The following is a 25,102-nucleotide window of genomic DNA, read 5'->3' as shown; positions in this document are numbered from 1 at the left end:
ACCCATGACGAACGCAGACCACATCATCTCTGTCTCGGGACTCGGCGTGCGATTTAAGCGCAACCGCAAGTCACGACGCAGCTTCAAAGACCTCTTCGCTGGGAGTAAGCGCCGCACACGTCCGGGCGAGTTCTGGGCCCTGCGTAACATCTCGTTCGACGTAGCCCCCGGCGAGGCCATCGGCGTCGTTGGGAGGAACGGCCAGGGCAAGTCGACACTGCTGAAGCTCGTCGCGGGTGTGCTACTCCCCGACGAGGGAAGCGTGCATGTCCGCGGAGGCGTCGCCCCGCTCATCGAGCTCACGGGCGGCTTCGTTGGAGACCTCACGGTCCGCGACAATGTGTGGCTCACCGCCGGCCTTCACGGGCTTTCGAAGCGCGAAATCGCGGCACAGTTCGACGAGATCATCGACTTTGCCGAGGCCGCCGCGGTCGTCGACACCCCGTTCAAGCACCTCTCGAGCGGCATGAAAGTGCGCGTCGCGTTCGCTGTCGTCTCGCAACTCAACGAACCGGTGCTCATCGTTGATGAGGTGCTCGCCGTCGGAGACAAGGCGTTCAGAGCGAAGTGCTATCGCCGCATCGACGAGCTGCTCGCCGACGGCAAGACGCTCTTCCTTGTGTCCCACAATGAACGAGACCTCAAGCGGTTCTGCACTCGCGGACTCTACCTCGACAAGGGTGCGCTCGCCCTCGACGCCGACATCGACGAGGTCATCGCGCGCTACAACTCAGAACACCCCGCGTAGTCAGCGGTCGAGCTGCGCCGCGGAATCGGCCGCTCGTTCGCTCGCTGCGAGGCTGAGCAACGACTCAATTGCCTCGTGGAAGCGACGCGTTGGCGCCCCGGGTGAGGTATCGCCGAAGTACCGCGAAGACCATTCGCCCAGGCGTTCGCGCGCTCCCGTATCGTCAATAACCCTGTCGAGCACCGCGACGATATTTGCGGCTTCTGCAGCGTGCAACCACTCGCACACACTGAGGTAGCCACCCTCGTCGATCTCGGCCTCGGGCGAGAGCGGGCGTGTCACCATGAGCGGGCGGCCGGTCGCGAGCCGGTCGTACACCATCGCCGATATGTCGCAGATTGCAATATCGGGCGTAAGTAGCTGCCAGCCGAGCACTGGGGAGTCATCGTAGACATGCTGTGCGCTCGCGTCAGCCTGGTTCGCCGCGGCAATCATCGCGATGATGCGGGCGTTCGCCGCGCCGAACTCCGGGCTCACCACGCCTGATCGCGGGTGCGGCCGGTAGACGACGCGGTGGCGTCCGGTGGCAAGCAGTTCGCGCACGAGCGCCTCACCGTGGGAGACGACGGAACCATAGCTAGCTGCTGGCCGATCGCCCTCCCACGTTGGCGCGTAGAGCACCACCGTTCGCTCGTCTGGCGTGTAGGCGGGTTCGCCGCTGAGGTGATCCGTCTGCGGTCGCCCAATCGCGAGCGTGCGCTCGCCGACGTCGTATTGCCAGAGCGCCTTCGAGAGTCGTGCTCGCGCGGCGTCTCCCGCGACGAACGCGTAATCGTACGCCTTGTACTGATTACTCGTCATGTACATCTTGTCGCTCTCACCGTGATTGATGAACACGTGCCAGCGCTCGCCGTAGCGCATCATCTGGAAGTTTCTGGTGTTCTGGTTCACGTAGAGGATCACGTCAAGCTGCTGCGTGTCGATAAAGTTCTCAATGCTCGTGACCTTCGGCACGAATGCGACGTCAAGCCCACTCTCGCGCATGAGTTGCAGGGCGCCGGCCGCGTTGCGCGCGAGCACGACAACCGGGAGCGTCTGCGAGAGCTCGACGAGTGGCGCGTACCACTGCCGCATCTGGTAAATGTTCACATCGCTGTCGGCGAAGTACACGCCGACCCGGTAGCGCTGCTCAGGCAGATCGCCGCGCTCGGCGAGCAGCTTTTTGAGTTCAAAGAACGCCCGGCGCCCCCTGACAACTCGCTTTGCGAGCTTCACCGCGCGTTTGCTGTCCTTCACAATCTGCATCCACCCAGAATAGCCCGCACGGCTGTGTCAGAGAGATCCCAGCGGGCTTCGGCCCCGCGACGGCGGTTCACGGAGCATCCTGTGGGAGGATCGACGGGTGGATCCGCAGCCCAATATTTCGCTCCATCCGCTGGCCGATCAGCCAGCGGTGAGCTACGTCATGCCCGTGTTGAACGAGGAAGGCTACCTCGAGCGCGCGGTGCAGACGATCCTCGCCCAGGATTACGACGGGGAGAAGGAAATCGTCCTCGCCCTCGGCCCCTCCCGCGACCGCAGCACCGAGATCGCGCGCGGGATAGCCGCGACGGATCGCCGGGTGCGGCTCGTCGACAACCCCGACCGGGACATTCCCGCCGGACTCAACCGTGCGATTGCCGCGAGCGTGCACCCCGTGATTATCCGCGTCGATGCGCACTCCGAGCTCACACCTGACTACACGCGGCGCGGCGTCGCAGCGCTTCGCGAGACGGGGGCGGCGAACGTTGGTGGGGTGATGCGTGCCGCTGGCTCGTCGCCCGTGCAACGGGCGATCGCGCGCGGCTACAACAGCCCGTTCGGCCTTGGCGGGGGCGCCTACCACGGGGACGGGTCCCCCGGCCCGGCCGAATCCGCCTACCTCGGCATCTTCCGCCGGGAGGCGATCGACGCAGTGGGTGGCTACGACCCTGGGATCCTCCGCGGGGAGGATTGGGAGCTCAACCTTCGCATCCGCCGCGCGGGCTTCTCGGTCTGGTTCGAGCCTGCGCTCGGCGTAACCTACTGGCCGCGGGCAAGCTTTCGGGATCTCGCGAAGCAGTTCTTCGCGACCGGCACGTGGCGGGCGGTGCTGGTGCGCAAGTACGGTCGGGCGAACCCGTGGCGTTTCTTTGCGCCTGGCACGCTGGTCGTCGCGCTCGTCGCCTCGCTCCTGGTGCTCGCGCTTCTCGTGACGACGGTGCTGCCATGGGGGTGGTGGGCGCTCGGCCTAGCTCCCCTCGGTGGCTACGCGCTCGGTATCGCTTTCGCGGTCTGGCGGATCCCGGAGCAGCGTGGCGCCCTCGATCGTTTACTCACTGCCGTCGCGCTCGTCACGATGCACACGAGTTGGGGAACGGGGTTTTTGCGCGGGATTGTGTTCGGTGGCGGCCGCGTCGTGGATCGCTCGCGAGCGTAGCGCTCGGGTGTTTCGCGGGGCGCTTAACCGCGGGACGTGTCGTGACCGGTGTGCACGCTCGGGAGCGCCCCAAGCTCGGTCAGCCGGTCGACGACCCGCGGTGTAGCGTGCCCGTCATCGTGCGGGGTGAAGCGTGCGCGCCACTCAGCGTATGCTGCGCTCGATGCGCGCACCCAGCCAGCGTCCACGCCGTGCTCAGCGAGCGCCAATGCGTGCGTGACGACCTCGCCGCGTGAGGCAAGCAATGGGCCTGGTGCAGCCCGCTCAAAGTCGAAGGTGAAGCCCCGCTCACGATCGCGGTACTCCGTGAGGTCTGGCACGAAGAAGGCGAGCGGAACGCCGGCTACCGCAGCGTCGAACATGAGCGATGAGTAGTCGGTCACGAGCAGGTCTGCTGCGAGGATCACATCGTTGATGTCCGGGTGCGTTGAGGCATCGATGACGTTTGGATTGACGCTCAGGTATCCCCCGAAGGCGTGCGTACGGGTGTGTCCGCGCGCGACGACGATCCAGTCGTCGCCAAGCTCAGTTGCGAGGGCGTTCACGTCAAGTTCGTCGACAACGCTGCTGCCGCGGTCGCGCCAGGTTGGGGCGTAGACGAGGACTGACTTGCCGTCAGGGATGCCAAGTGCGTGCCTGGCAGTAGCGACCGCGATCGGGTTGCGGCTGCCGCCAAGGTCGGCGAACGCGAGCCTGTCGTCTCTCGGGTAGCCGGTCTCGAGAATCTCGCCGTTGAAAGCGTAGCTGTGCCTGAACTGCTCGGTTGAGTGCGGATTCTGCGAAAGCAGCATGCTCCAGCGACGGCTCTCACGCCGGATCGCTAGCCGCGTGCGTATGGAGACGTTTGGTCGGCCAAGCGCGAGGTGTTTGAGCATCGTGCCGTGCCAGGTTTGCAGCACGGTCTGCCCTGCGGCCCGCTTGAAGCCGTAGCGCAGCCAGTCGTTCACAACGAGCATGCGAGAATGCTGTCGCGCTGCGAACCAGTCCCGGCCACCAACGAGCACGGGAATCGCCCCTGCAGGCACCTGCTGCCGCTCACTTGTCACGCTCCAGTAGCGTGGGAGCTGCGGGTAGCGTGCCGCAATCTCGGTGTCGATCGCGAGCGGGTTGCAGCTCACCTGGCGGCCGTAGAAGCTCTCGAAGAACACGCCGCCCTGGCGTACAAGCTCGCGCGATGGAAGGCGAAGGCGTTCCACGGCCGCGAGCACGCGTGCTGCGGACATCCCATCACGATGCTGGTGGAAACGGTTGGCGAGCACCCGCGCTGCGCGAACCGATTCTCGTTCGGCGGCGGACCCTTCGGTGAGGACACCGGTGAGTGCCTCGCACGCACCGCCCCAGTCCCGCGCTATCGGCGTTCCCACAGTGACTGCGAGCGCCTCGTAGAGCCCCCGCGTTCGCGTGTACTCTTCGAGGTCGGGGGCGAACCACACAATGGGGCGCTCGAGCAACGAGAAGTCGATTGCGATCGATGAAAAGTCAGTGATGACGCTGTCGAAAGCGCCAAGCACCGGTGTGATGTCGCGGATGAGGTCGCTGCCGAGCAGGTGAATACGCTCACCAACTGCTTCGCCGTACTCCCCCTCGCCGAGCGGGTGGGAGCGGATGATGAGCCGCGCACCAGTCGCCGCGAGCGCGGAGCTCACGGCCCGAAGATCACGCTGGTTCGGGATCGCTGGGTCAGTATCGCCGTCGCGCCACGTCGGCGCGTACAGCACGAGCCGTTCGCCGTCTGCGAGCGGGGCGGCTCCGCGCTCTGCGAGGATCCGGGCGACGGTATCCCGTGCTGCGAGGGCAAGCTCGGGGCGCAGTGCCTGCTGCGCGAGCGCGTCGTCGCGCGCGTCGCCGAGGACCGCGACTTTGCCTGGCGCCACCCGGAACGCCGATCGCAGCCGCTCCGCCGCGGTCACAGAGCCCGCGACATAGAGGCTCACCTGTTGGGTGCCGCGCGCGTACATGCGTCGCAGCAGTCCGCGGATGAGCGCTGGGCCGCGCACCGCGGTCGTCACAGGGGAATCAAGGTGGATCCGTTTGAGGGGGGCACCGTGCCAGAGCTGCACGGTGGTCCCGCCGAACACCCCGAAGCGGTTCACGTCGCCGAGCCCGTGCGTCACGACCAGGGTGCCCGCACGCAGCGTCGCCCAATACCCACGCCAGCCGTTGCGGAGCACTGGAGTGAACCCTTCTGCTGCCGCGAGTTCACTCTCGGCTTCGTCTGCAACCAGCCAGGTGATCTGCGTTCCCGGACGCTCGTGGAGGAGGTGCCGTGCGAGCGCAAGCGTTCCCTCGCCAACGCCAACACCGCTGCCGACCGCCCAACTGGCCCTGTCGCGTGGGACGACAAGCGCGAGGAGCCACGAGAGCACGTATTTTGGGATCGCCAAGAGCTTCGAGAGGTTGCTGCTCGCGAATTGGAATCGGCTGGTGCTCATATGACTCAACTGTAGAACACGAAAGCGGGCACCGTTTCGGGTGCCCGCTTTCGCGAGAGAGGCTACGGCGTTACCACTCGAGGGTGCCGAGGGTCGCTGTGACCTGGCCCGCGACGCCGTTGCGGGTGTAGTCGATGCTCACTTCGCTCTCACCAGCGTGCATGCGGATGAGCGCTGATACGGAAGTTCCGTCCGATGCTGGCACCCCGTCGACTGCGGTGATGACGTCTCCGACCTTCAGACCGGCATTCGCTGCTGCGCCGCCGCGCACAACCTCCCTGATCAGGCCGCCAGCGTGGTTCGCATCTGCGTCGGTATCGGCGCTCGAGTCCACCACGCCAGCACCGAGCAGCCCGTGGGTTGGCTTCTCGCCTGCGATGATCTCGTCCGCAACTCGCGTTGCCAGGTCGGCCGGGATCGCGAAGCCAAGGCCCGCGCTCGAGGCCTTGCCCTCGGTTGCTCCAGGGGAGGCGATCGCCACGTTAATGCCGATGAGCTCTGCGCGCGCGTTCAGGAGCGCTCCACCCGAGTTGCCAGGGTTGATTGACGCGTCGGTCTGCACGACCGGCAGGGTCACCTGCCCGCCTGCCTGTTGGGTGTTCTGCTCCTCACCTGGCCTGTCGAAGCGGAAGTCCCATGGGAATCCGCGTCCGTCGGGCGACTCTTCACCGTCTGGCGCTTCCTGCCCTTCCTGGCTCGGGTCCTGCGGGATGAGCGCGCTTCCGACGGAGATGCCGCGGTTGAGCGCACTCACCACGCCACTCGTCACCGTATTGGAGAGACTCATGGGCGCCCCGATCGCGACGGCGAGGTCGCCAACGTTCACCTTGCTTGAATCGGCGATTTCGATCGGCGTGAGGCCCTCGGCGTCGATCTTCACCACGGCGATGTCGGAGTAAGGCGCAACGCCAACCAGCGTTCCGGTGAACAGACGACCGTCGCTGAGCTTCACCCGGATCGTGGGGTCGGTAGCCGCCCCGTCAAGCGTGACGACGTGCGCATTGGTGATGATGTAGCCGTCTTCACTGTAGATCACGCCAGAGCCTGAGCCACCCTCGGTCTGGGATTCGACCGAAAGCGTCACAACGCTCGGTGTCCCGACTGCCGCGACACCTGAGATCTCGGTGGCGGTTTCCGGGTTATTCAGGGTGACCGCGCCGCTCTGCTGTGAGACGGAGCCGTTCTTCGGCAGCGAGTTTGCGACAACGAGCGATGACACGCCGCCGCCAACGATGCCGCCGATGAGCGCCGCAGCGGCGAGACCAGCGAGGAACGTCCCGGTCGAGTGGGTGCGCTTTCCTCCCCCGTTCTTCTGCTTAACGGGCGGTGCTCCCGCGGCCGGCTGACCGAATGCATCGGGGAACGGCTGCGTTGGGTGTTCGTGGGTGAGCTGCGGCTGTCCCTGCGTCTGCGCGGTGTGCGCGCCCTGGAACGGAGTGGGGTGCTGTCCCTGCACGCCTCCGAGCGGCACGCCTGCCGGGGGTCCCGCCTGCGGTGCAGTTGACGCGGCCTGCCCCTGGGCAACTGGCGAAGCGATATCCGCCGTCGGGTACCCTCCTGGCTTCCCCACTGGTGCGACGCCCTGGCCAGGCAAACCCTGCTCCGGTTGGGCCGGCGTTGGCTGCTCAGCTGCTGGCTGCGCCTGCGACTGCTCAGCCGGCACCTGCTGGCCGGATTCCTCTGGCTCGCTCGCCGAAGCATCCTGTCCAGCGGGAAGATTGTTGTCAGCCATCGTGGCTCCTCTCTCGATGACTTAAGCATTCCCCCTTAACCTATGAATTTGATTTGGGAACGCTGCATAGTGCCTGCAGATGCTGTCGCGAGCGAGCGAGTGAGGCGAGCCCGGTCCCTCAAAATCCGGTGAGGGACCCCAGGCCGCGAACAGGCCTCACATGAGCCTCGCCCGCCTCCGCAGCAATGCAATGCCGAGACTCAACCCGCCCATTCCGAGCAGAGCGGCCCCGAGCGCCACCTCCGGAGATATTGGGAACAGGGTGCCGAGCGCTTCCGGCCTTGGCGCTGGGCCCCCGGTTTCGGCAAGCGGCTCAACTATCTGCGCCGTCTCATCTGGCACCCCGAAGTCGTCACACCACTCCGTAATCTTGCCCACGATCTCTGCTGTTTGATCCGCCGCGATGAGGCACGCCTGCACCGTCACCCAACCGCGCTCGTCCGCAGGAATCGTGAACGGTGGGGCCTCGGTCCAGCGATCCACCTCTGTCATCGGCACGAGCACATGGCCGAGCTCACGTGCTGCCGGTGAGGGCAGCGCCTGCCGCTCAGGACGCTCGTTGAGCTGGTAAAACGTCAGCCGGACGTTCGCCTGCAGACGCGCGCCGGACTCGTCTTGCAGCCACTCGCCGCCAACGAGCGTCGCTCTTACGCTGTCCTGCAGCGTGCGAGCGCTCGGTGTGATTGTGTGCTCCGCGAGCCTGGTCTGCCAACGCAACTCCGTCGGAACGATTTGCCGTTCAGCGAGCACACCGAATCGGTCAGCGTGGACGGCTCCCGGCTGCAGAATCTCGGCGGCTCTGATCTCTTCAGACTGGCCCTCCTCGCGAATCATCCAGAGCCAGTAGTAATATCCGGAGGAGGCTCCCGCGAGGGACGTCTCTACGTCATATGTGCCCGGCCCTTCTGTGATCTCCACCGAGGCGCGGGCAGCTACCGGCGCGTCGACCGGCGGATCGGGAGCCTCCTGCTGCGGAGAAACGAAGGGGCCGTAGAGCGTGCCCTCTGCAAGCAACGGGAGCATTTCGCCGCCATCTAATCTTTCGGGCCAGCGCCCATCGGCTTCGGACACGGTCACACGGTCCCGGAACAAGCCGGTCGTTCGCGGCACTAGTTCTTCGGGCACCTGTGTCGTGACTGCCGGCGCGAATCTGCTGTCGAATGTTGCGGAGACCGGCCCTAGCGCTCCCGTATTTTGGCCGACCACAGGTTTCACGCCAGACCCCAGTCGCTGCTCGACCGCCCTTGATGAGGGGTGCACGATGAGCTCGGCCGGCCAATAGCGCTCAGCGAGAGCCCACGTCCCTGAGATCGTGACGTCGTTGAAGCGCGCCCAGGCTGGTTCGTGGGGTGTGGCTGACCACCGGACGCTGCCTGCAGTGCTGCCGTCGAGCTTGAGCTGTGTTGAGCCGTCAGCAAAACGACCCCCGGCAATCTTGAGCTCGGTCGTGCCTCGCGGATAGCTCACCGCTCCGCTCTCAGCGCCATCCTCAGTGTCTTGAGTCAACTCAAGCGGTGCGTCAGGGCGCACATTACCCGGCCCGACCGCCGCGGTTTTCGCCTCCGCTGCGAGCCGCTTGCCTGCCGTCACGAAGGCTGCCCCACCGTTGCGGTTGAAATGCGCGTATTTGCCGTCAATCCATGCCGCGTTCCCAGGCTCACGGCGGAGCTCCCACAGCGCGATCTGCACCGCAACTGCCTTCTCGCTATCCGTGGTGTTTCCGTGTTCTGCGAGCACCCAGTTGAGCTGTCGCATCACTTCACCGGTTGCGGGAGACGTGCGAACTTGGCCGCTCCACCCCCACGCGTCATCTACGTAGACGGAGTAGCCGGGGAGTTCGGACACCCTGCCAGGCGGGAGCTGTGCGCTCAGTGGCGCCTGCGCCCCTGGCTCCAAGCAATAGGCGAGGGAACCGTCGGCAAGAATAAACGCCCCCATCTCGTACCCACCAATCGCAATCATTCCGTCAAGCGAGGCGGCCTGAGCCGCGGGAACTGCCCCAGGGAGTAACAACGGCACGGCGAGTAGAGCAGCGAGCAGGGGCTTTCGCGTGCGATTGCGGCGCACGCGTACGTGGTCATTCATGTGGTCAACCTCTCGGTACGAAAACTACTGAGCGGCCATGCTCGCCCGGTCTTCTTGCGAGCGCGAAAAACCTTCCACAGGCCAAGTACGCAGCCCGATTGGCGTCAGGGAGGAATAGCTGATAGAGTTAATTCTTGTGCCGCGGGGTGGAGCAGTTCGGTAGCTCGCCGGGCTCATAACCCGGAGGTCGTAGGTTCAAATCCTGCCCCCGCAACCATTGAGGAAGGCCCCTGAACTGGAGAAATCCAGATCAGGGGCCTTTCGTTTTGCCTTCGCGCTCGCCCAGGGACGCAGCAATCACCCTCCGCACCGCGCACGCGCGGGCACGGGACTGGCGAGACAGACCCCTCTCCCCCGAACCCCCGGCTCGGCCAACGACAAACCCCGTGAGCCCACCACACCGTGGAGCGCGCAGAAAACACGCGGATCGCATACGCGAGGAGCACGTTGTGGAGAACGCTATAGGCACCGCTCCCCGATCAGCTTCTTCGCCTCTGCACACAGCACCGCGGCCGACCCCGCTGCACTCATTCAGGCACGCTCCCCTTCGCTGGAACCCTCACCCAGCAGGCAAACAAGCCCATTTCACTGCGAGCAGGCCCTCATTTTCGGAGCGCAACACGCCCAGTATCCGCCCCGGTTAGTCACTTCTCCCGTTGCCCCGTTAGGCTAGTAATCGTGACGCGGGGTGGAGCAGTTCGGTAGCTCGCCGGGCTCATAACCCGGAGGTCGTAGGTTCAAATCCTGCCCCCGCAACTTGAAGAAGGCCCCTGATCAGGGATTCACTGATCAGGGGCCTTCTGCTTTGTTCGGATAGGCCACCTACCACGCGCAGACATTCTCAGGCAGACTCAGTCTCCTCCTCCCAGGGACCGATGCAGGGCCGTGCCGCTCGCAGGCCTCCCCTGATAAGCGACGACCCAGCCCGATCACGACGACACCAGAGACGATAGCGCGCCCCGCGCCGCGCTCGGCCTTCGAGCGACAAGTGCACTGGCCCCGAACGCAACACCAACGTAGACGATGGCGCAAGTTGTAACGCATAGCGCACCGGAGACCTCCGCGCACCGGGGGGGCTTCCGCCCCAGGGGCAGCGCAGAGTAGCCTCGTGCTACGGAGGCGGCGACCCTGCGCGTTCCGGGAGGGGAGGCGAGAATGGCTGCTGCGGGCGGACACTCACGCCCCGGCCCCGCGCGCGCAACCTCCGGGCAACAGCCAGCACCGGCCCATGAGCCAGGCCCCTCCAATCAGCCCGCGCATCCGCGCCCACACACGACGGGGCGCGGCAGCAACCTCTTCGACCTCATCCGCATTGCCGCGGCGGGCATGGTGATCGTCGGACACGCATGGCCGCTGTCGGGCATCAAGGGCCCTCCGACGCTCGCTGGCATCACAGCGCACCACCTGGGGGTGTACATCTTCTTCGCGATGAGTGGCTACCTGCTTGCGCGGAGCTGGGCTCGGGAGCCGCGGCCCGCCCCGTTCCTCATTCGCCGCGCGCTGCGCATCTTTCCAGCGCTCGCCCTTGTCGTCGTCGTGACACTCGGCCTGATCGGCCCGCTCATGACAGCTGAGCGGCCTGCCGCCTACTGGGGCAGCGGGCAGACATGGAGCTATTTGCTCAACCTCACGCTGCTTGCCGAGTACGACCTGCCCGGCGTGTTCACCGACAACCCGACGACGGCAGTCAATGGCTCGCTGTGGAGCCTTGGCCCCGAGTTCGGGTGCTATCTCGCGCTCGTAGCCCTTGGCATCCTCGGTGTCTGGGCTAACCGAGTGCTCCGGGGCGTGCTCGCGCTCGCTACCGCAACCGCCATCATCGCGATTCCGCTCGCTGGCCCGCTCCGCATAACCATGATCGCGGTCGTCTTCTTCATTATCGGCTCGCTGCTCGCGGAGATCCCGCGTTCGGTGCGCTTGCCGCTTTGGCCGGCGGCGCTCGGTGCCGTGATCCTGCCGTTCCTCGGCGGCGAAGTAGGCCTCGTGGCAGCCTGGGGATTCGTGCCCTACGCGGTCATCGCCGCTGGGAGCCGGTCAAGCAGGATCGCGGCACCGCTTTCCCGTCTCGGCGATCCCTCGTACGGCATGTATCTCTGGGCGTTCCCGCTGCAGCAGATTGTCATCGCCCTCGCCGGTCCGTTGCCCGTGTGGGCGAGCATCGCAATCGTGCTCCCCGCGGCGGTCCTGCTCGGGTACGTCTCCTGGCACTTCGTTGAGAGGCGCGCAATTGCCCTCGGGAACGCGCTGTCTGCGCGCATCCCTGTCAGGCTCGGCGGGGGCTGAGCGGGCGCTCGAGAGTCAACGACCGGGGCCCCAAGACAGGAGTCTGCGAGCGCGAGCGAAGGCCCGACCTCCGCCCGCCTACGCCGCTACTTCTTCTTTGCGCGGATTGTCTTGTACAGCATCTGGCCGAGCACGAATGCGAGCAGCAGCGAGAACGCCGCGTTGGAGGCGAACGGCGTGATCTTCGTGGCGAGCACGGAGCCGAGGGGCGAGACAATGCTCGCCGCGATGCCGAGGCCGAGGGCTGCCCGCATGTCGACGTTGCGGCGCCTGAAGTTGCCGAGGGTGCCCGAGATCGATCCGGGGATGAGCATGATGAGCGAGGTGCCCTTTGCCACGAGGTCGTTCGACCCGAAGAAGAACATGAGCGCAGGCACCACGATGACGCCACCGCCAACACCGAGCAGGCCGGAGAGCACACCCGTGATCAGGCCGAGCAAGACGAGCCCGCCGCCGAGCAGCAGCGTCATCTCAATCTCCGCCTCGCGCTGCGGAACAACGAACCAGAGGCTCACGACAACGCCGAGCAAGAACACCATGAACAGCCAGCGCAGGAAGCCGGTCGGAACCTTCGCGAGGAGGTAGCTGCCGATCTGAGCGCCGACGATGATGCCGATGGCGAGCAGCAGCGCTGCCATCCAGTCGACGTTGCCCTGCACGCCGTACCCAATGCCGCCGACGATCGCAGCTGGGAGGATCGCGGCGACCGAGGTGCCGGCAGCGAGCCGCTGCTGGTATCCGAGGAAGATGGTGAGCAGCGGAACGAGCACGACGCCGCCGCCGATACCGAAGAGTCCGGAGAGGAGGCCAGTGAGCGCGCCGAGTAGCGCGAGCACCAGGATAGAGGGGCGTGGGAGTGCAAAGTCGGTGGTATTCATGCGTTGCTTTCTGTGCGTGTGCGATCGGTGCGGGGAGCGGATCCTACGATCCGCCGCTCCCCTACCCGGCCCCCGCCACGACGATCGCTGAGCCGTCGGAGCGTGGATCGCTCGCGGCCGTGTACCCGACGCTGCCGTCGCTCGCGCGATCCACTCTGACCACATTCGAGTGGCCCAGGGACTCGTCGCGCGCCGGCACTGAGACGAGCGCGAAGCCCGCGGCAGCAATGGCGGCCTGCGCCTCGGCGGACACGTCGGACTCGACGACAACGCTCACCTGCGTGTCGCCCGTGATCTCCTCGACCATCCAGCGCGGGGCGTGGGTCGCGGTCTGTGGGTCGGCACCGGAGAGCATGCGCTGCAGCAGGTGCGTGTGTACCTGAGGCTGCGCGGCGCCACCCATCGTCGCGGGCACGTAGCGCAGCTCATCGCCCTCGAGCACCATGACGGGCATGAGCGTGTGCCGTGGGCGCTTGCCGGGGGCGAATGCGTTCGGCGACTCGGGATCGAGCGAGAACGATGTGCCGCGGTTCTGGAAAATGATTCCCGTCTCGGGCTCGAGAATGTACGAGCCAAAATCCCAGTACACCGAGTTAATGAACGACACGGCCCAGCCGTCGGCGCTCACCGCGGAGAATCCGACCGTGTCCCCGCTCGCCTTCGCATCGCCGCGAATCGGGCGCTCGGGGGCAACAGCTGCGACGAGCTGCTCACCGGTCGCACCGTCGAATGTCGGGTCGGAGAGCAGCTGCGTGCGCACCTGATTGCTCTCGTAGAAGGCGCGCGCGAGCTCGCCCGCGCCAGCGCCGAGCGGATCCTCGATGCCAGCGGTGATCGCGTTGAGCGCGCGCAGAAACATGAAGCCAGACGTGTTCGGCGGCCCGGTGAGCACCCGAAGCCCACGGAACTCGGTCTCGATCGGCTCGTCCCAGAACGGGCGATAGGCTGCCGTGTCCTCGAGAGTGATCTTCGAGCCGCGGCTCGCGAGCCCCGCCACCCAGCTGCGCGCGAGGTCGCCAGTGTAGAACGCATCCGCTCCCTCAGCTGCGAGCTGCTCGAGCGAGCGAGCGAGGGCTGGTTGCACGAGTGTCTCGCCCTCGGCGAGCGGCGATCCACCGGGGTAGAAGACGTCGCGCGCGCCGGGATCTTTCGAGAACTCGGGCTCGGCGGCGCGCAGCTCGCGCGCGACCGAACGCGAATTCGGGAAGCCGCCCTTCGCGAAGCCGATCGCCGGGGCCAGGTGTTCAGCCCAGCTGCGGGTCGCCCCAAGCTCATGGAGCGCTTCCCACCCGCGGATGCCGCCAGGTACGGTGACCGTGTCGATGCCGCGAAGCGGGAGCGAATCGCCGTGGGCCTCGCGGAGCCCCTCGAGGCTTTGACCTGCCGGTGCCGTCCCCGTCGCGTTGAGGAACCTGATCTCGCCGTCGGGGCTGCGGACGATTGCGACGAGGTCACCGCCGAGCGCCACATTGTTCGGGTAGACAACGCAGAGCGTTGCGGCCGCGGTGATCGCTGCGTCGACCGCGTTTCCGCCGGCGCGGAGCACGGCGGCCCCCGCCTCGGTCGCGAGATGGTGTGAGGTTGCGATCGCACCCAGCGGTGATGCTCCCACTACGCGGTCTCCTGTTCTTCCTGAGTGATGCCTTCAGGCCCGGCTACGCCGTGCTGGTCAGCAATAGAGATCTGTTCGGCGATGTCGAGGACGTGGGCGCGCGCTTCGGCCTCTGCGCGGTCTCCGTCACCGTCAGCGATTGCTTCAAAGATGCGCCTGTGCGCTGCGCTGGAGACTTGCCTGCGCTCGCGCGTCTGGTACCGGCTGCCGCGGCTCGGGGCAATTTGCTGAGCGATCTGTTCGTTGATGAGCTCAAGCAGCGGATTGTGGGTGTACTGGGCGATGGACTGATGGAACGCACGGTCAAGATCGGCGTACCGCTCGGAGGTGACGTCTTTCTCCATCGCCTCGACGAGCTCGCGCAGCTGCGCAATGTCGCGCGGGGTTGCTCGCCCGGCGGTGATGCGGGCGATGGGAGGCTCAACGATCGCTCGGAGCTCCATGATGTCGCGGATCTCAGCCTCAGCGGAGTTCACGGCCTCCCCGATGCGCTCGGCAATCCCAGAGCGTTCACCCGGGCTGAGCACGATCGTGCCTCGTCCTGGCCTGCGATCAATGAGTCCGCGGTTTTCCAGCTCGCGCAGCGCCTCCCGAACGGAGACTCGAGACACACCGAAGAGTTCGGCGAGACTCCGCTCGGGTGGGAGCCTGTCCCCCGGCGCGAGCTCACCCTCAAGGATGAGCCTCTCGAGATCTACCGAGAGGCGGTCGGGCAGCGACAGCGTCGTCGCCGGCTTCATTGAGGTCCAATCCATCGCCACTCCTTTCGTGCATAACTACCGGCTTCGTGCCCGTCGGCGCGCGGGCAACCCTCTGAAACTATCGCGTTTGGGTGGCCACTTTTGCTCTTTTGACGCCGCGCTTCGCGACAGGGTATATTTGCCAAGCGCTCGAGCAATTGGTCTGACCAACAGTTCATTAACTTTACACCGAAGATCCTCGCCCGCGCTACCCACCGGCTGCCGCCCGACCGGCCAGGCAGCCAGAACATCACCAGCATGCCCACATGGAGAGTCAATGACGAAGCCCCTTCCGCCCGTAGCCCCAACGCCAGGCACCACCGAGTCAGGGCCACAACAGCACACCGGCGTGACACGCGCCCTCGGTCTTGTCGTCGATGACGCAAAACCGAGCGGCCTGCTCACCCTTTCTGGCGTGGAGATGTGGGAGCGCTTCAGCTTCTACGGCCTGCAGGTGCTCCTCGCCTACTATCTGTACTATTCGCTGGCCGAGGGCGGCCTTGGCCTCCCCCAGACCGTCGCGCTCGGGATCGCAGGCGCATACGGCGGACTCGTCTACATCGCGCAGATCGTCGGCGCGTGGGTCGCAGACCGCGTCCTCGCGCCCAAATACGTCGTACTCGTCGGCGGTTCCGGCATCCTCGCCGGTCACGTGATGCTCGCAGTAGTTCCCGGCCTTGCGGGCCTTGTCGTCGGGCTCACCCTCATCGTCATCGGCACTGGCGGCCTGAAGGTCAACACCACCATGATGGTGGGCGAGCTCTACCCGAACGGCGGCCCGCGGAGGGACGCCGGGTATTCGATCTACTACATGGGCATCACGCTCGGCGCCTTCGCTGGCCCGCTCGTCACCGGCTGGCTCAACCAATCATGGGGGTTCCATGTCGCCTTCGGCGCAGCGGCAGCCGGCATGGCTCTCGGTCTCGGCCAGTACATCTTCGGCATGCGCAGGCTCCCCGCAAGCACGGGCGTCGTCCCGAACCCGCTTCCGGCGCACGCGCGCGCAAGGTGGATCCTCGTCACCGTCGCAGGCATCGCGGTCATCGTAGCCGCCGTCTCCCTCGGGCTCGTCCGCGCGGACAACATCAGCAACGTCGTCGCGCTCGTCGTACTCGTCGCCGCCGTCGGACTCTTCGCCATGCTGCTCACCAACAAGCAGGTCACCGCGAGCGAGCGCCGCTCGGTGATCCGCTACGTACCCGTGTTCCTCATGAGTCTCGTGTTCTGGACGCTACTCTTCCAGCTCTTCACCGCCTTCGCCGTGTTCGCGGACACGAAGATCAACCTCACGGTCGGTTCCGTCACCGTGCCGCCGTCGCTGATTGTCACCCTCGAGAGCCTCGCGGTCGCCGGCATCACGGCGCTCCTCGCCCTCCTGTGGACCCGCAGCAGGGCCTCGCGGATGGTTCCGTCAACCAAGCTCATTGTCGGCGTCGCCGCAATGGCCGTTGGAGCAGCGGTGATCGTGCCGTTCGGCCTCGGCGCTGGCAAGACGATGCCGCTCACCATCGCACTCCTCGTGATGCTCTGCTTCGCGTTCGGCGAGTCGCTCTTTGCGCCGTCCGCGCTCTCCTTCACGGCCGAGCTCGCCCCCAAGGCGGCGAGCTCACAGATGACAGCGCTCTACTTCCTGACGATGGCTGGCGGGTCAACGCTCGCCGGATGGATCTCTCAGTCATACCAGCAGGGCGCCGAGGCGCAGTACTTCGGCACCGTCGCGATCGTCTCGTTCGCGCTCATCGCCATCCTCGGCATCGCCTCGCGGGTCGTCGACCGCGCAATGTCAGCGCGATAGTCGCGCGCCCCACGCACAAACGGCTGTGGGCCAGGAGACAGTGTCTCCTGGCCCACAGCCGTTTCTCGCTACACCCGGGCTATTACGCCCCGGCCTTCAGCGCCCGCTCGAGCGCCTCCGAGAGCTTCTTGTCAGCCTCAGCGAACTTCGAGAGGTCGCCTTCCTTCATAGCGGCGTCGCGCTCGTCGATCGCGGTCTTCATATCCTGAAGCGCCTTCTTGAGCACATCCGAGCCACCAGTGTTCGATCCCTCGTCCGGCTTCGTCTCGCCGGGATCGGTCTCGCCCTCTGGCGTCTCTTCAACCACGCCGTTGCCGTCACCGGCATTCGCGCCTGAGTCGCCACCGAAGAGCTCGTCGAGAGCCTTGTCGAGGGTGTCTTCGAAGGCGATATCGTCACCGAAGGAGACAAGCACCTTCTGCAGCAGTGGGAACTTCGTTCCCGACGATGCCTCGAGATAGACCGGCTGCACATACAGCAGGCCGCCACCAACGGGCAGTGTCAGCAGGTTACCGCTGATCACGCGCGTGCCACCCTGTCGCAGCAGGTTGAGCTCCGTCGATACCTTCGGGTCGGTGTTGAAGCTGTTCTGCACCTGACCTGGAGCTGGGATCGTGTTGCTCTTCGGGAGTGTCAGCAGCTTCAGCGTGCCGTAGTCCTCAGAGACCTTTCCAGCTTCCGATCCCGCGTTCGAGTTCGCCGCGAGATATCCGGTGAGGATGTCTCGCGCCCCCTCGCCACGCGCGTCAGGAATGTAGGTCGAGTAGATCGAGTACGCCGGCTCAACGCCAACCCCTGCTGACAGCGTGAGGTAGTACGGCGGCTGCGGCGGGTTCGCCCCGCTATCGCTTGCGCTCGCTACGGGGTCATCCGGGGTGCGCCACGCGTCCTCGGCCGAGTAGAAGGCGCCAGCGTCGGTGACGTGGTACTTGCTCAGCACCTCGCGCTGCACCTTGAACATGTCCGTCGGGTAGCGCACGTGGCTGAGCAGCTCGCCGCTCATGTCGTCAACGCTCTTCAGCGTGTCGGGGAAGATCTTGCCCCACGACTTGAGGATCGGATCCTCAGCGTCCCACGCGTAGAGGTTCACGCTTCCGTCGTAGGCGTCGACAGTTGCCTTCACGGAGTTGCGGATGTAGTTCACCGGCTTCGACACCATGCTCACGCGCTGGTTGTCTGCATCCACGGTGAGCGCGTTCATGTCGCTCACCTCGGAATACGGGTACTGCGACGAGGTCGTGTAGCCGTCGATGATCCACTTCAGCTTGCCGTCAATGACCGACGCGTACGGGGCCGCATCGATCGTGAGGTACGGGGCGACCTTCTGCACGCGATCAACCGGGTTACGGTCGAACAGCACCTGCGAACCGTCAACGACGGCTCCTGACAGCAGAATCTCCACGTCCTGGAACTTCAGCGCGAACATGATCTTCGTGAGCATGTTATTCAGGGCGGGGCCGCCATCGCCATCGAACGTTGTCAGGTTTGCGCGGCCGCCAACTGCTGCCTCAACCTCCGGATCGAGGGCCTCGGCAGGCACTTCCTCGGTCTCGGTGGTATCGCCACCTGTTGCCGCGTCCTCTGCAGGAGTCTCCTCCTCAGCCGCCGCCGCATCTGCCGCAGCTGCTTCTTCTTCGGCTGGGGTCGCGTTCTCGTCCTCAGCCGCTGGCGCCTCAGGGGTGCTTTCGATGTCGGACGGGAAGTCGAGCTCGATCGACTTGTCGCGCTCGCCACCAACGATCGAGTAGGCGGGCGAATCCATTCCGAAGTACACGCGCGGCTGGAACTCGCCAAGACGGCCACTCGTCGGGATACCGCCCTCGAGGAAGACGGGCTCGCCGCCGGGTGAACGCTGGTTGCCGTACGCGGCGACCAGGCCATAGCCGTGCGTGAAGACAAGCGTGCGGTTGTACCAGCTGGACTGACCGGAGATGTCAATGTCGCGGATCGCAGACACGGTGTCCTCGACCTGGCCGTCCAGCTCATAGCGGTCGACGTTCAGGGACTTCGGGAACTTGTAGTACTGCTTGGACTGCTCGAGCTGCGCGAAGGTTCGCGAGATCACTTCTGGGTCCATAATGCGGATGTTCGAGGTTGCGACAGCGTCATTGCGCAGCGCGCCTGGCTCAGCATCGGTGACCGCGTCGTAGCGCTCGATCTTCACGTTATCGAGGCCGTACGCCTTCCGCGTGGCCTCGATGTTGCGCGAGATGTACTCGGACTCAACGCTCTGCTCGTCTGGGACGACGCGGAACTGCTGAATCGCCCACGGGTAGCCGACGCCGAGCACGAGGCTCGACACGATGAGTAGCGCCGTGCCGATGACGGGAATCCGCCACTTGCCGGTGACCGCGGTGATGAGGAAGAGAATGGCAACGATTGCGGCGATTCCCGCAAGGATCTGCTTGCCGGGGATCGCTGCGTGGACGCTCGAATACATCGCGCCCGTTGCGTAGCCGTCGGTGCTCGTCACCGTCGCGTACTGGTCGAGCCACAGGCTGACCGCCTGGATAGCAAGGTAGAGCGTCGCGAGCACCGCGGTCTGAATGCGCGTCGACTTCGATACACGGAACTCGCGCTCCGTGAACGAGATGCCACCGTACAGGTAGCTCGTCGCCGCTCCGATGAGCAGCGAAATAAGCACAACGGCCGACGCGAAGCCGGTGATCGACTGCCACAGCGGCAGGTCGAAGAGGAAGAACGAGATGTCAAACCCAAACTGGGCGTCCGTCTCACCTGTCGGTGCTGAGTTCCACCAGAGCAGGACGGTGCGCCAGCTCGAGGCGGCAGCAATTCCGGCAAATACGCCGAGGACGGCGGGAAGCAGCCATTTCACAAGCCGCCGTAACGGTTCGACCACCTCCTGGTAGCGGTCGAGCTGCGCGGTGAGCCGCGCGTATACCGGGCGTTTTCGGTAGGCAATGTCAATCGCGAGGAACACCGGAATCGACATCGCTAGGAAGCCGACGATGAACATCGCGCCTGCCGCTATCCACTGGGTCGCAAACACGGGAAGATACCCGAGTTGATTGAACCACAGGACCTCAGTCATCACTGACGAGACCGCGAGGAACGCGATAATCAGCACGACCACGAGAATAATCGTGATTGCGAGTGGGGAAAGTCGGCGCGATCGGGGGGCAGAAGTAGTCTGTTCGGTCACCCTACGATCGTAGCGTTTACCTGCTGGATATCTTGTGGGAGCCTGAATTCGGGGCCGACTGTTCGCAGTCGGCGCAATGGAATCGCGATTCTCTCGGTAGGGTCTCACCTCCCGTGCCGTAGCGTTATAGGCGTACGAGGCATGAGGAGAACGCCGTGAGCAGCGACGATACACAGCCAGAAGGTCCGAACGAATCTTCGGGCCCCAATTTTGAAGAGTTGCAGCGCATGCTGCAGAACATGCTCAGCGGCCAACAGGACGCTGAGCTCGATCCGAGCCTGCTCGCAAAAGCGGCGGGCATCTCAGGCGACCCCGCTGTGCTCGGGGCCCTGTTCTCGACGCTGCGCGGCGCCATGGCGAACCCGAGCGACAAGATCGACTGGTCGGTCGCGCGGCGCACCGCGCTCGACGCGGCGGCTGGCGACGGCAACATTGACGCGGCACCCGCCGACAGGGCGTTCCCCGTTGCGTCCTTGTGGCTTGATGAGGCGACCGAGCTTGGCCCGATCCCTGACGCCCCCAGAACGGTCAACCGCATCGAGTGGGTGCAGCGCTCGATCGACACGTGGATCAGCCTCGCCGAACCAGTCGCTGAGTCCGTCTCCCAGGCGCTGATGAACACGGTGAATAGCCAAATGCCCGAGGAGATGGCAGCTGCACTCCAGCAGGCGACGCCTATGCTGCGCAGCGTCGGCGGCGCACTGTTCGCGGTGCAGCTCGGCTCGATCGTCGGTCAGCTCTCGGGTGAAGTGGTCTCGGCTGGCGACATCGGAATCCCGCTGTTCTCTGGCCCGAGCTACGAGGGCGGAGCGCTGCTGCCGAGCGGCATTGCTAAGTTCGCCGACGGCCTCGACCAAGATCTCGAAGCGGTCACGATGTACCTTGCGGTGCGCGAGCTCGCTCATGCGCGACTGTTCCGTCACACGAAGTGGCTCCGTTCGCACCTGCTGAACGCCATCACCGACTACGCGCGCGGCATCCATATCGATACGGAACGCATCGAGGAAGTCTCACGTGAGATCGACCCGTCGCGCCCCGACCAGCTGCAGGAGATCCTCGCAAGCGGCGCACTGTTCCCGCCGAAGACCCCCTCACAGGAGGCAGCGCACGAGCGTCTCGAGACCCTGCTCGCCCTCATCGAGGGCTGGGTCGATACGGTTACCGAAGACGCGACGCGCAGGCTCCCCGGCGCCGGCGGCATCGCCGAGATGGTTCGCCGCCGCCGAGCGACTGGCGGGCCAGGCGAACGCGCGTTCGCTGCACTTGCCGGTCTCGAGCTGCGTCCGCGACGACTTCGAGAGGCCGCAGCAATGTGGCGGGCGGTTGTGGATCGGGGCGGGCAGGCTGCCAGGGATAACCTGTGGTCGCACCCCGACATTATGCCGACGGCGGAGGAGCTTGATGCGCCGGATCTGTTGCTCTCACGGATCGGACTCCTTGGCGACGAGCCGGCGCCGGCCGACCCGTTCGACGATGAGCTCAAGAAGCTACTGAGCGACGCGCTGCCCGGCGCCGAAGACGCTTCGGGTGGCGACAGCAGCGGCTCACGCGACGCGGCGCCTGACGCCGATCCCGACGGCCAAGCGGGCCCGCCACAGGCATAGCTTGCGGTTTCCCCACACCCTGCTGCGCGCCACTCTCGGCTGCGGCGGGGTGTGGACAACGCCGCTGCGTCGCGCCAGGGGCGCAGACTGCTCACATGAGCATCTCAGCGACGACGTCTCAACTTGATCCGAGCAAGCCCCTTGTGTGGGAGTCTCCGACGACACTGCGCGTGGGATTCGAGCGCGCGATCGCCCGAGTGGCTGCACCGTCGGCTGCAGAGCAGCGGGTGATCGCGCTCCTCCTGCGCGGGGCTACCGAAGCCGAGCTCGCCAGCTGCGACCCGCTTGCCACAGCTGGCGTGCTCGCGGCGCTGCAACCAGCGCTCGTGGCTGCAGCGCCAACGGAGCTGGCGGCGGCGCGCGAGCGGCGTGCGTCTCCCCCACGGCCGCTGCGACGCGCGCCACTCAACCCGGCGCCTCCCGCGCTGCACCACGCGGGGCCAGTGCAAGCGAGCGGGGCGAGCCGGAGTCTGCGTGTGCTCGTGAACGACGACGGGAGAGAACTCCCGCACTTGCGCGCTGCGCTCGAGGCGGAGCGGCTGTGCACGTTCGAACGAGACGAGGCGCCACCCGACCTCGCGATTGAAGTGCTGCGATACATCGAGCCGCTCGGGCGCACCAGCAGGTGGCTCAGCGCCGACCTTCCAGCGCTGCTCATCAGGTTCACCGACGATGCAGCGAGGGTCGGGCCGATCGTTCGCCCAGACGGGCGCCCGTGTCACGGGTGCGAGACGCTCCACCTCACCGATGACGACCCCGCGATCCCCGCAATCGCGGCACAACTCTACGGCACCGCCCCCAGCGCGGAGACCGCGACGGTCGCGCTGTCCGTTGGTGTCATCGCCGCGCACCTCGTGTCATCCTGGCGGCGCGGCGAGACGTGGGTGCATGACCGACAGATCGCCCTGCGCGTCTCCGGTGGACGCCCGGCTGCGCTGCCGACCAGCACCCGCATCACGCCCCACGAAGCGTGTGGGTGTGCAATTAGGGCCGAACCCCCGCCTCCCCAACGAAGCGCGACGGCTGCCTAGCAACACGGGCGGCGCTCGCGAAGCCCGAGAGGAGCAACGTGTCGCGGGCACGTGTGAAGGCAACGTACGCCAGGCGTCGTTCCTCTTCGATGTCGTGCTCACTCTGCGCGTGCGAGATGGGGAAGATGCCCTCGCTCAGACCAACAACGTGCACGTGCGGCCACTCGAGGCCCTTCGACGCGTGCACGGCACTGAGAGTCACCGCTTCCATCTTCGGTTCGTGCTGGGCGCGCTGCCTTGCGAGCAGTTCCTCGCTGAACTGCACGATAGTCGTCCCGGGCGGCATCTCGTCGGCGAGCGACAGAATGGAGTTCAGCGCTTCCCAGCGCTCGCGCTCCGCTGCGCCCTCTGGTGGTTTCGCCGACCAGCCCACGACTCGAAGCATGTCGCTGACAACCTGGAAGAGCGGCCTATCGTCTCCCGCCTTCGCCTGTCCTCGGATGAGCAGGATCGCACGGCGAACATCAGCGCGATCGTAGAACCGCTGTGCGCCGTGCACGCGCGTGGGGACACCCTGCGACGTGAGCGCCTCCTCGATGCGGGCGGACTGCGCGTTCGTGCGGTACAGCACGGCGATATCTGAGGCTGGCACGCCGCGCGTGCGCGCCTGCGCGATGGCCTGCGCGACGGCGCGGGCCTCGTCTTGTTCGGTTTGGAACCATTCGAATTGCGGGACGACGTCGCCGCCTTCGCGCATCGGGCTGAGCTGCAGCGCGCCAGGCTTCTCCCGCATGAGCCGGTTCGCGCTCACCACGATCGGCGGCGTCGAGCGGTAGTTGCGCTCCAACCGGAACTCGCGGGCATTCGGGTATTCCGCACCAAACCGCAGCAGGAAGGAACTCGATGCGCCGGCAAACGAGTAAATCGTCTGGCTCGCGTCGCCGACGACGCACAGGTCGTCGCGCGCTCCCAACCACAGCTTCAGCACGTGCCGCTGCAGCGGCGAAACGTCTTGGAACTCGTCGACAGTGAAGAATCGGTACTGCTCTCGCACCTGCAGCGCAGCACGCGGCTCGACCTCGAGCATGCCAGAAAGCAGCACAAGCACATCTTCGAAGTCGATCTGCCTTCGCTCCTCGAGGAGCTTCGTGTAGCGCTCCTGAATGTCGATGAGTTTCTCGGGGGTGACTCCCGCAAGTGCTGGCCGCTGGTCAAGCTGCTGCGCATAGGTGTCGAGGCTCAGCATCGACACCTTGCGCCACTCGATCTCAGCGGCAATGTCGCGCAGCGTTTCACCGCTCAACCGCATTCCGAGCGACTCAACAGTCTGCGAGATCGCAGCAACCTTCCCCGGCAGCAGCTGCGGGGCATCGCCCCCAACGAACTGAGGCCAGAAATGGCTGAGCTGGGCGAGCGCGGCACCGTGAAACGTCCTGGCGCGCACGCCGTCAGCCCCAAGCTCGCGGAGCCGCCCTTGGAGTTCTCCTGCGGCCTTGCGGGTGAAGGTCACCGCGAGAACACGCTGCGGATCGTACACACCCATGCGCACCCCATAGGCAATGCGATGGGTGATCGCGCGCGTCTTACCCGTCCCTGCGCCGGCAAGCACAGACACTGGCCCGCGCAGCGCCTGTGCGATCTCCCGCTGATCGGGGTCGAGCGCCTGCAGAATCTCCGCGGCGTCAGCCGTCACCGCTGGTCGCCTTTCGCCCAGGTGTCGAGCAGCCACCCAGCGATCGAGAGCGAGCCGGGAAGCAGTAGCCCGGGCTGCGGTGAACGAATCTCGTCGCGCGTGAACCAGCGAAGCTCCGAGATTTCTGTCGGATCTGGCGCGAGCTGCTCAGGGTCCTGCCCGGCAGCCAGGCTGGCGTGGAACCCGAGCATCAGCGAACGGGGGAACGGCCATGGCTGTGACGCGACGTAACGGATGTCAGCGACGCGAACACCCGCCTCCTCAAATACCTCGCGCTCGACGGCGCTCTCAAGCGTCTCACCCGCCTCAACAAACCCGGCGAGCAAGGAAAACCTTCCGCTCTCCCACAGCACGTTCGAGCCGAGCAACACCCGATCCTCATGTGTGATGAGCACAATCACCGCGGGGTCGGTGCGCGGAAACAGTTCGCCTCCGCTCTGCGTGCGGCGCGACCAGCCACCGTCAGCAAACTCGGTCGGCTCGCCATCTCGCGGCGAGAAACCCGCCGACTCGTGCCAGCGGATCACTCCGAGCGCCATCGTGAGGAGTTCCCGCTCCGCAGGCTCCAACCCGGTTGCTACCTGGAACGTGTGGCGCCAGGTGACCCCTGGCTCCCCCGCGGTCTCTTCCGCGGCGATCGCGAACACCGGAGCTCCTTCGCGCCGGCCGAGGTAGATTCGCTCATTCGCCGGGGCGTCCACCAGCCGCGGCGAAACAAAGGCGAGCGTCCGGTCGCTGTCGCGCACCGGAACGTTTGGACCGGCTACGCGGAGCACCTGAGCCTCCGGTGCCGCCCACGCTCGTTCGAGGAGTTCCTCCGAGCTGCGGGTCGCCGCGTCGCGATCAATCTGGCCTCCGGCTAGCGGCACTCGTTCCACACTCATGCATCGATCTTCTCAGACTTACGGGCACACACCGCGCACGGAATTCTCAGAGACTCCCGAGCGGTGCGCGTGGCGCGATGCGTG

At 65.8% G+C, this 25,102-nt stretch carries 16 protein-coding genes and 2 tRNA genes; 8 read left to right on the top strand and 10 right to left on the bottom strand.

Annotated features, from left to right (window positions below; all coding sequences use genetic code 11):
- Positions 1 to 4: 4 nt before the first annotated feature.
- Positions 5 to 748 carry an ABC transporter ATP-binding protein gene (locus SD72_RS00915; protein WP_042542534.1) on the top strand — a complete coding sequence of 248 codons (744 nt, stop codon included), beginning with the start codon at positions 5 to 7 and terminating at the stop codon, positions 746 to 748.
- Here SD72_RS00915 and SD72_RS00910 read toward each other — a convergent pair whose 3' ends face one another.
- Positions 749 to 1,993: a CDP-glycerol glycerophosphotransferase family protein gene (locus tag SD72_RS00910; RefSeq protein ID WP_042542533.1), complete on the bottom strand. Its 1,245-nt coding sequence runs from the start codon at positions 1,991 to 1,993 to the stop codon at positions 749 to 751.
- A gap of 97 nt (positions 1,994 to 2,090) precedes the next feature.
- Here SD72_RS00910 and SD72_RS00905 point away from each other — a divergent pair, with 97 nt between their 5' ends.
- A complete protein-coding gene (locus SD72_RS00905) occupies positions 2,091 to 3,146 on the top strand; it encodes a glycosyltransferase family 2 protein (RefSeq protein WP_269745550.1) in 1,056 nt (351 codons plus the stop codon).
- A gap of 23 nt (positions 3,147 to 3,169) precedes the next feature.
- Here the strand turns inward: SD72_RS00905 and SD72_RS00900 are convergent, their stop codons facing one another.
- The 3 genes from SD72_RS00900 to SD72_RS00890 form a co-directional block, all read right to left on the bottom strand.
- Entirely contained in the window at positions 3,170 to 5,578 is a 2,409-nt protein-coding gene (locus SD72_RS00900) for a CDP-glycerol glycerophosphotransferase family protein (protein ID WP_042542532.1), read from the bottom strand.
- Between the two features lie 70 nt (positions 5,579 to 5,648).
- Positions 5,649 to 7,310, bottom strand: coding sequence for a S1C family serine protease (locus tag SD72_RS00895; protein WP_052492358.1), 1,662 nt, complete (start codon positions 7,308 to 7,310; stop codon positions 5,649 to 5,651).
- 156 nt (positions 7,311 to 7,466) lie between these two features.
- Positions 7,467 to 9,395, bottom strand: coding sequence for a hypothetical protein (locus SD72_RS00890; RefSeq protein WP_042542530.1), 1,929 nt, complete (start codon positions 9,393 to 9,395; stop codon positions 7,467 to 7,469).
- 140 nt (positions 9,396 to 9,535) lie between these two features.
- Here SD72_RS00890 and SD72_RS00885 point away from each other — a divergent pair.
- The 3 genes from SD72_RS00885 to SD72_RS00875 all read left to right on the top strand — a co-directional run bounded on the left by SD72_RS00885 (position 9,536) and on the right by SD72_RS00875 (position 11,678).
- Positions 9,536 to 9,612, top strand: a tRNA-Met gene (locus SD72_RS00885).
- Between the two features lie 465 nt (positions 9,613 to 10,077).
- Positions 10,078 to 10,151: transfer RNA gene (locus tag SD72_RS00880), tRNA-Met, on the top strand.
- A 399-nt stretch (positions 10,152 to 10,550) separates the two neighbouring features.
- Positions 10,551 to 11,678, top strand: a complete 1,128-nt coding sequence (locus SD72_RS00875; RefSeq protein WP_042542529.1) for an acyltransferase family protein — start codon at positions 10,551 to 10,553, stop codon at positions 11,676 to 11,678.
- An 86-nt stretch (positions 11,679 to 11,764) separates the two neighbouring features.
- On the opposite strand, the gene SD72_RS00870 is transcribed toward SD72_RS00875, so the two are convergent.
- From SD72_RS00870 to SD72_RS00860, 3 genes are all read right to left on the bottom strand, one after another.
- Complete coding sequence (locus SD72_RS00870) at positions 11,765 to 12,556, bottom strand: sulfite exporter TauE/SafE family protein (RefSeq protein WP_042542528.1); 792 nt, start codon at positions 12,554 to 12,556, stop codon at positions 11,765 to 11,767.
- Between the two features lie 61 nt (positions 12,557 to 12,617).
- A complete protein-coding gene (locus SD72_RS00865) occupies positions 12,618 to 14,168 on the bottom strand; it encodes a gamma-glutamyltransferase family protein (RefSeq protein ID WP_042542527.1) in 1,551 nt (516 codons plus the stop codon).
- Entirely contained in the window at positions 14,168 to 14,923 is a 756-nt protein-coding gene (locus tag SD72_RS00860) for a FadR/GntR family transcriptional regulator (protein ID WP_042542526.1), read from the bottom strand. The genes SD72_RS00865 and SD72_RS00860 overlap by 1 nt, the downstream gene beginning before the upstream one ends.
- Positions 14,924 to 15,185: 262 nt before the next feature.
- On the opposite strand from SD72_RS00860, the gene SD72_RS00855 reads away from it, so the two are divergent.
- The gene (locus SD72_RS00855; protein WP_052492357.1) at positions 15,186 to 16,703 is read left to right on the top strand and encodes a peptide MFS transporter; all 1,518 of its coding nucleotides are present in this window, start codon (positions 15,186 to 15,188) and stop codon (positions 16,701 to 16,703) included.
- An 82-nt stretch (positions 16,704 to 16,785) separates the two neighbouring features.
- On the opposite strand, the gene SD72_RS00850 is transcribed toward SD72_RS00855, so the two are convergent.
- On the bottom strand, positions 16,786 to 19,866 hold the full coding sequence (locus SD72_RS00850; protein ID WP_042542525.1) for a UPF0182 family membrane protein: 3,081 nt from the start codon (positions 19,864 to 19,866) through the stop codon (positions 16,786 to 16,788).
- 155 nt (positions 19,867 to 20,021) lie between these two features.
- Between SD72_RS00850 and SD72_RS00845 the strand changes: the two genes are divergently transcribed.
- Both SD72_RS00845 and SD72_RS00840 read left to right on the top strand, forming a co-directional pair.
- Positions 20,022 to 21,470 (top strand): zinc-dependent metalloprotease, encoded by a 1,449-nt coding sequence (locus SD72_RS00845; protein ID WP_052492356.1) that lies wholly within the window; start codon positions 20,022 to 20,024, stop codon positions 21,468 to 21,470.
- Positions 21,471 to 21,565: 95 nt separating this feature from the next.
- Positions 21,566 to 22,501, top strand: a complete 936-nt coding sequence (locus SD72_RS00840) for a hypothetical protein (RefSeq protein WP_042542524.1) — start codon at positions 21,566 to 21,568, stop codon at positions 22,499 to 22,501.
- Here the strand turns inward: SD72_RS00840 and SD72_RS00835 are convergent.
- Together SD72_RS00835 and nudC are read right to left on the bottom strand one after the other, a co-directional pair.
- Complete coding sequence (locus tag SD72_RS00835) at positions 22,455 to 24,134, bottom strand: ATP-dependent helicase (RefSeq protein ID WP_042542523.1); 1,680 nt, start codon at positions 24,132 to 24,134, stop codon at positions 22,455 to 22,457. The two genes, SD72_RS00840 and SD72_RS00835, sit on opposite strands and share 47 nt — an antisense overlap.
- Positions 24,131 to 25,018, bottom strand: coding sequence for an NAD(+) diphosphatase (nudC, locus tag SD72_RS00830; RefSeq protein WP_042542522.1), 888 nt, complete (start codon positions 25,016 to 25,018; stop codon positions 24,131 to 24,133). Before nudC ends, SD72_RS00835 begins: the two co-directional genes overlap by 4 nt.
- Positions 25,019 to 25,102 lie beyond the last annotated feature (84 nt).

This window comes from Leucobacter komagatae, assembly GCF_000834055.1.
In the GTDB taxonomy this organism is placed as follows: Bacteria; Actinomycetota; Actinomycetes; order Actinomycetales; family Microbacteriaceae; genus Leucobacter; species Leucobacter komagatae_A.
This window is presented reverse-complemented; position numbering and strand designations above follow the sequence as displayed.

What these genes read in the sequence shown, in the direction of transcription:
- SD72_RS00890 (WP_042542530.1), bottom strand. Translation starts at nt 9,395, where the DNA reads ATGAATGACCACGTACGCGTGCGCCGCAATCGCACGCGAAAGCCCCTG.
- SD72_RS00900 (WP_042542532.1), bottom strand. Translation starts at nt 5,578, where the DNA reads ATGAGCACCAGCCGATTCCAATTCGCGAGCAGCAACCTCTCGAAGCTC.
- SD72_RS00860 (WP_042542526.1), bottom strand. Translation starts at nt 14,923, where the DNA reads ATGGATTGGACCTCAATGAAGCCGGCGACGACGCTGTCGCTGCCCGAC.
- SD72_RS00855 (WP_052492357.1), top strand. Translation starts at nt 15,186, where the DNA reads ATGACGAAGCCCCTTCCGCCCGTAGCCCCAACGCCAGGCACCACCGAG.
- SD72_RS00875 (WP_042542529.1), top strand. Translation starts at nt 10,551, where the DNA reads ATGGCTGCTGCGGGCGGACACTCACGCCCCGGCCCCGCGCGCGCAACC.
- SD72_RS00840 (WP_042542524.1), top strand. Translation starts at nt 21,566, where the DNA reads ATGAGCATCTCAGCGACGACGTCTCAACTTGATCCGAGCAAGCCCCTT.
- SD72_RS00895 (WP_052492358.1), bottom strand. Translation starts at nt 7,310, where the DNA reads ATGGCTGACAACAATCTTCCCGCTGGACAGGATGCTTCGGCGAGCGAG.
- SD72_RS00910 (WP_042542533.1), bottom strand. Translation starts at nt 1,993, where the DNA reads ATGCAGATTGTGAAGGACAGCAAACGCGCGGTGAAGCTCGCAAAGCGA.
- SD72_RS00870 (WP_042542528.1), bottom strand. Translation starts at nt 12,556, where the DNA reads ATGAATACCACCGACTTTGCACTCCCACGCCCCTCTATCCTGGTGCTC.
- nudC (WP_042542522.1), bottom strand. Translation starts at nt 25,018, where the DNA reads ATGAGTGTGGAACGAGTGCCGCTAGCCGGAGGCCAGATTGATCGCGAC.
- SD72_RS00915 (WP_042542534.1), top strand. Translation starts at nt 5, where the DNA reads ATGACGAACGCAGACCACATCATCTCTGTCTCGGGACTCGGCGTGCGA.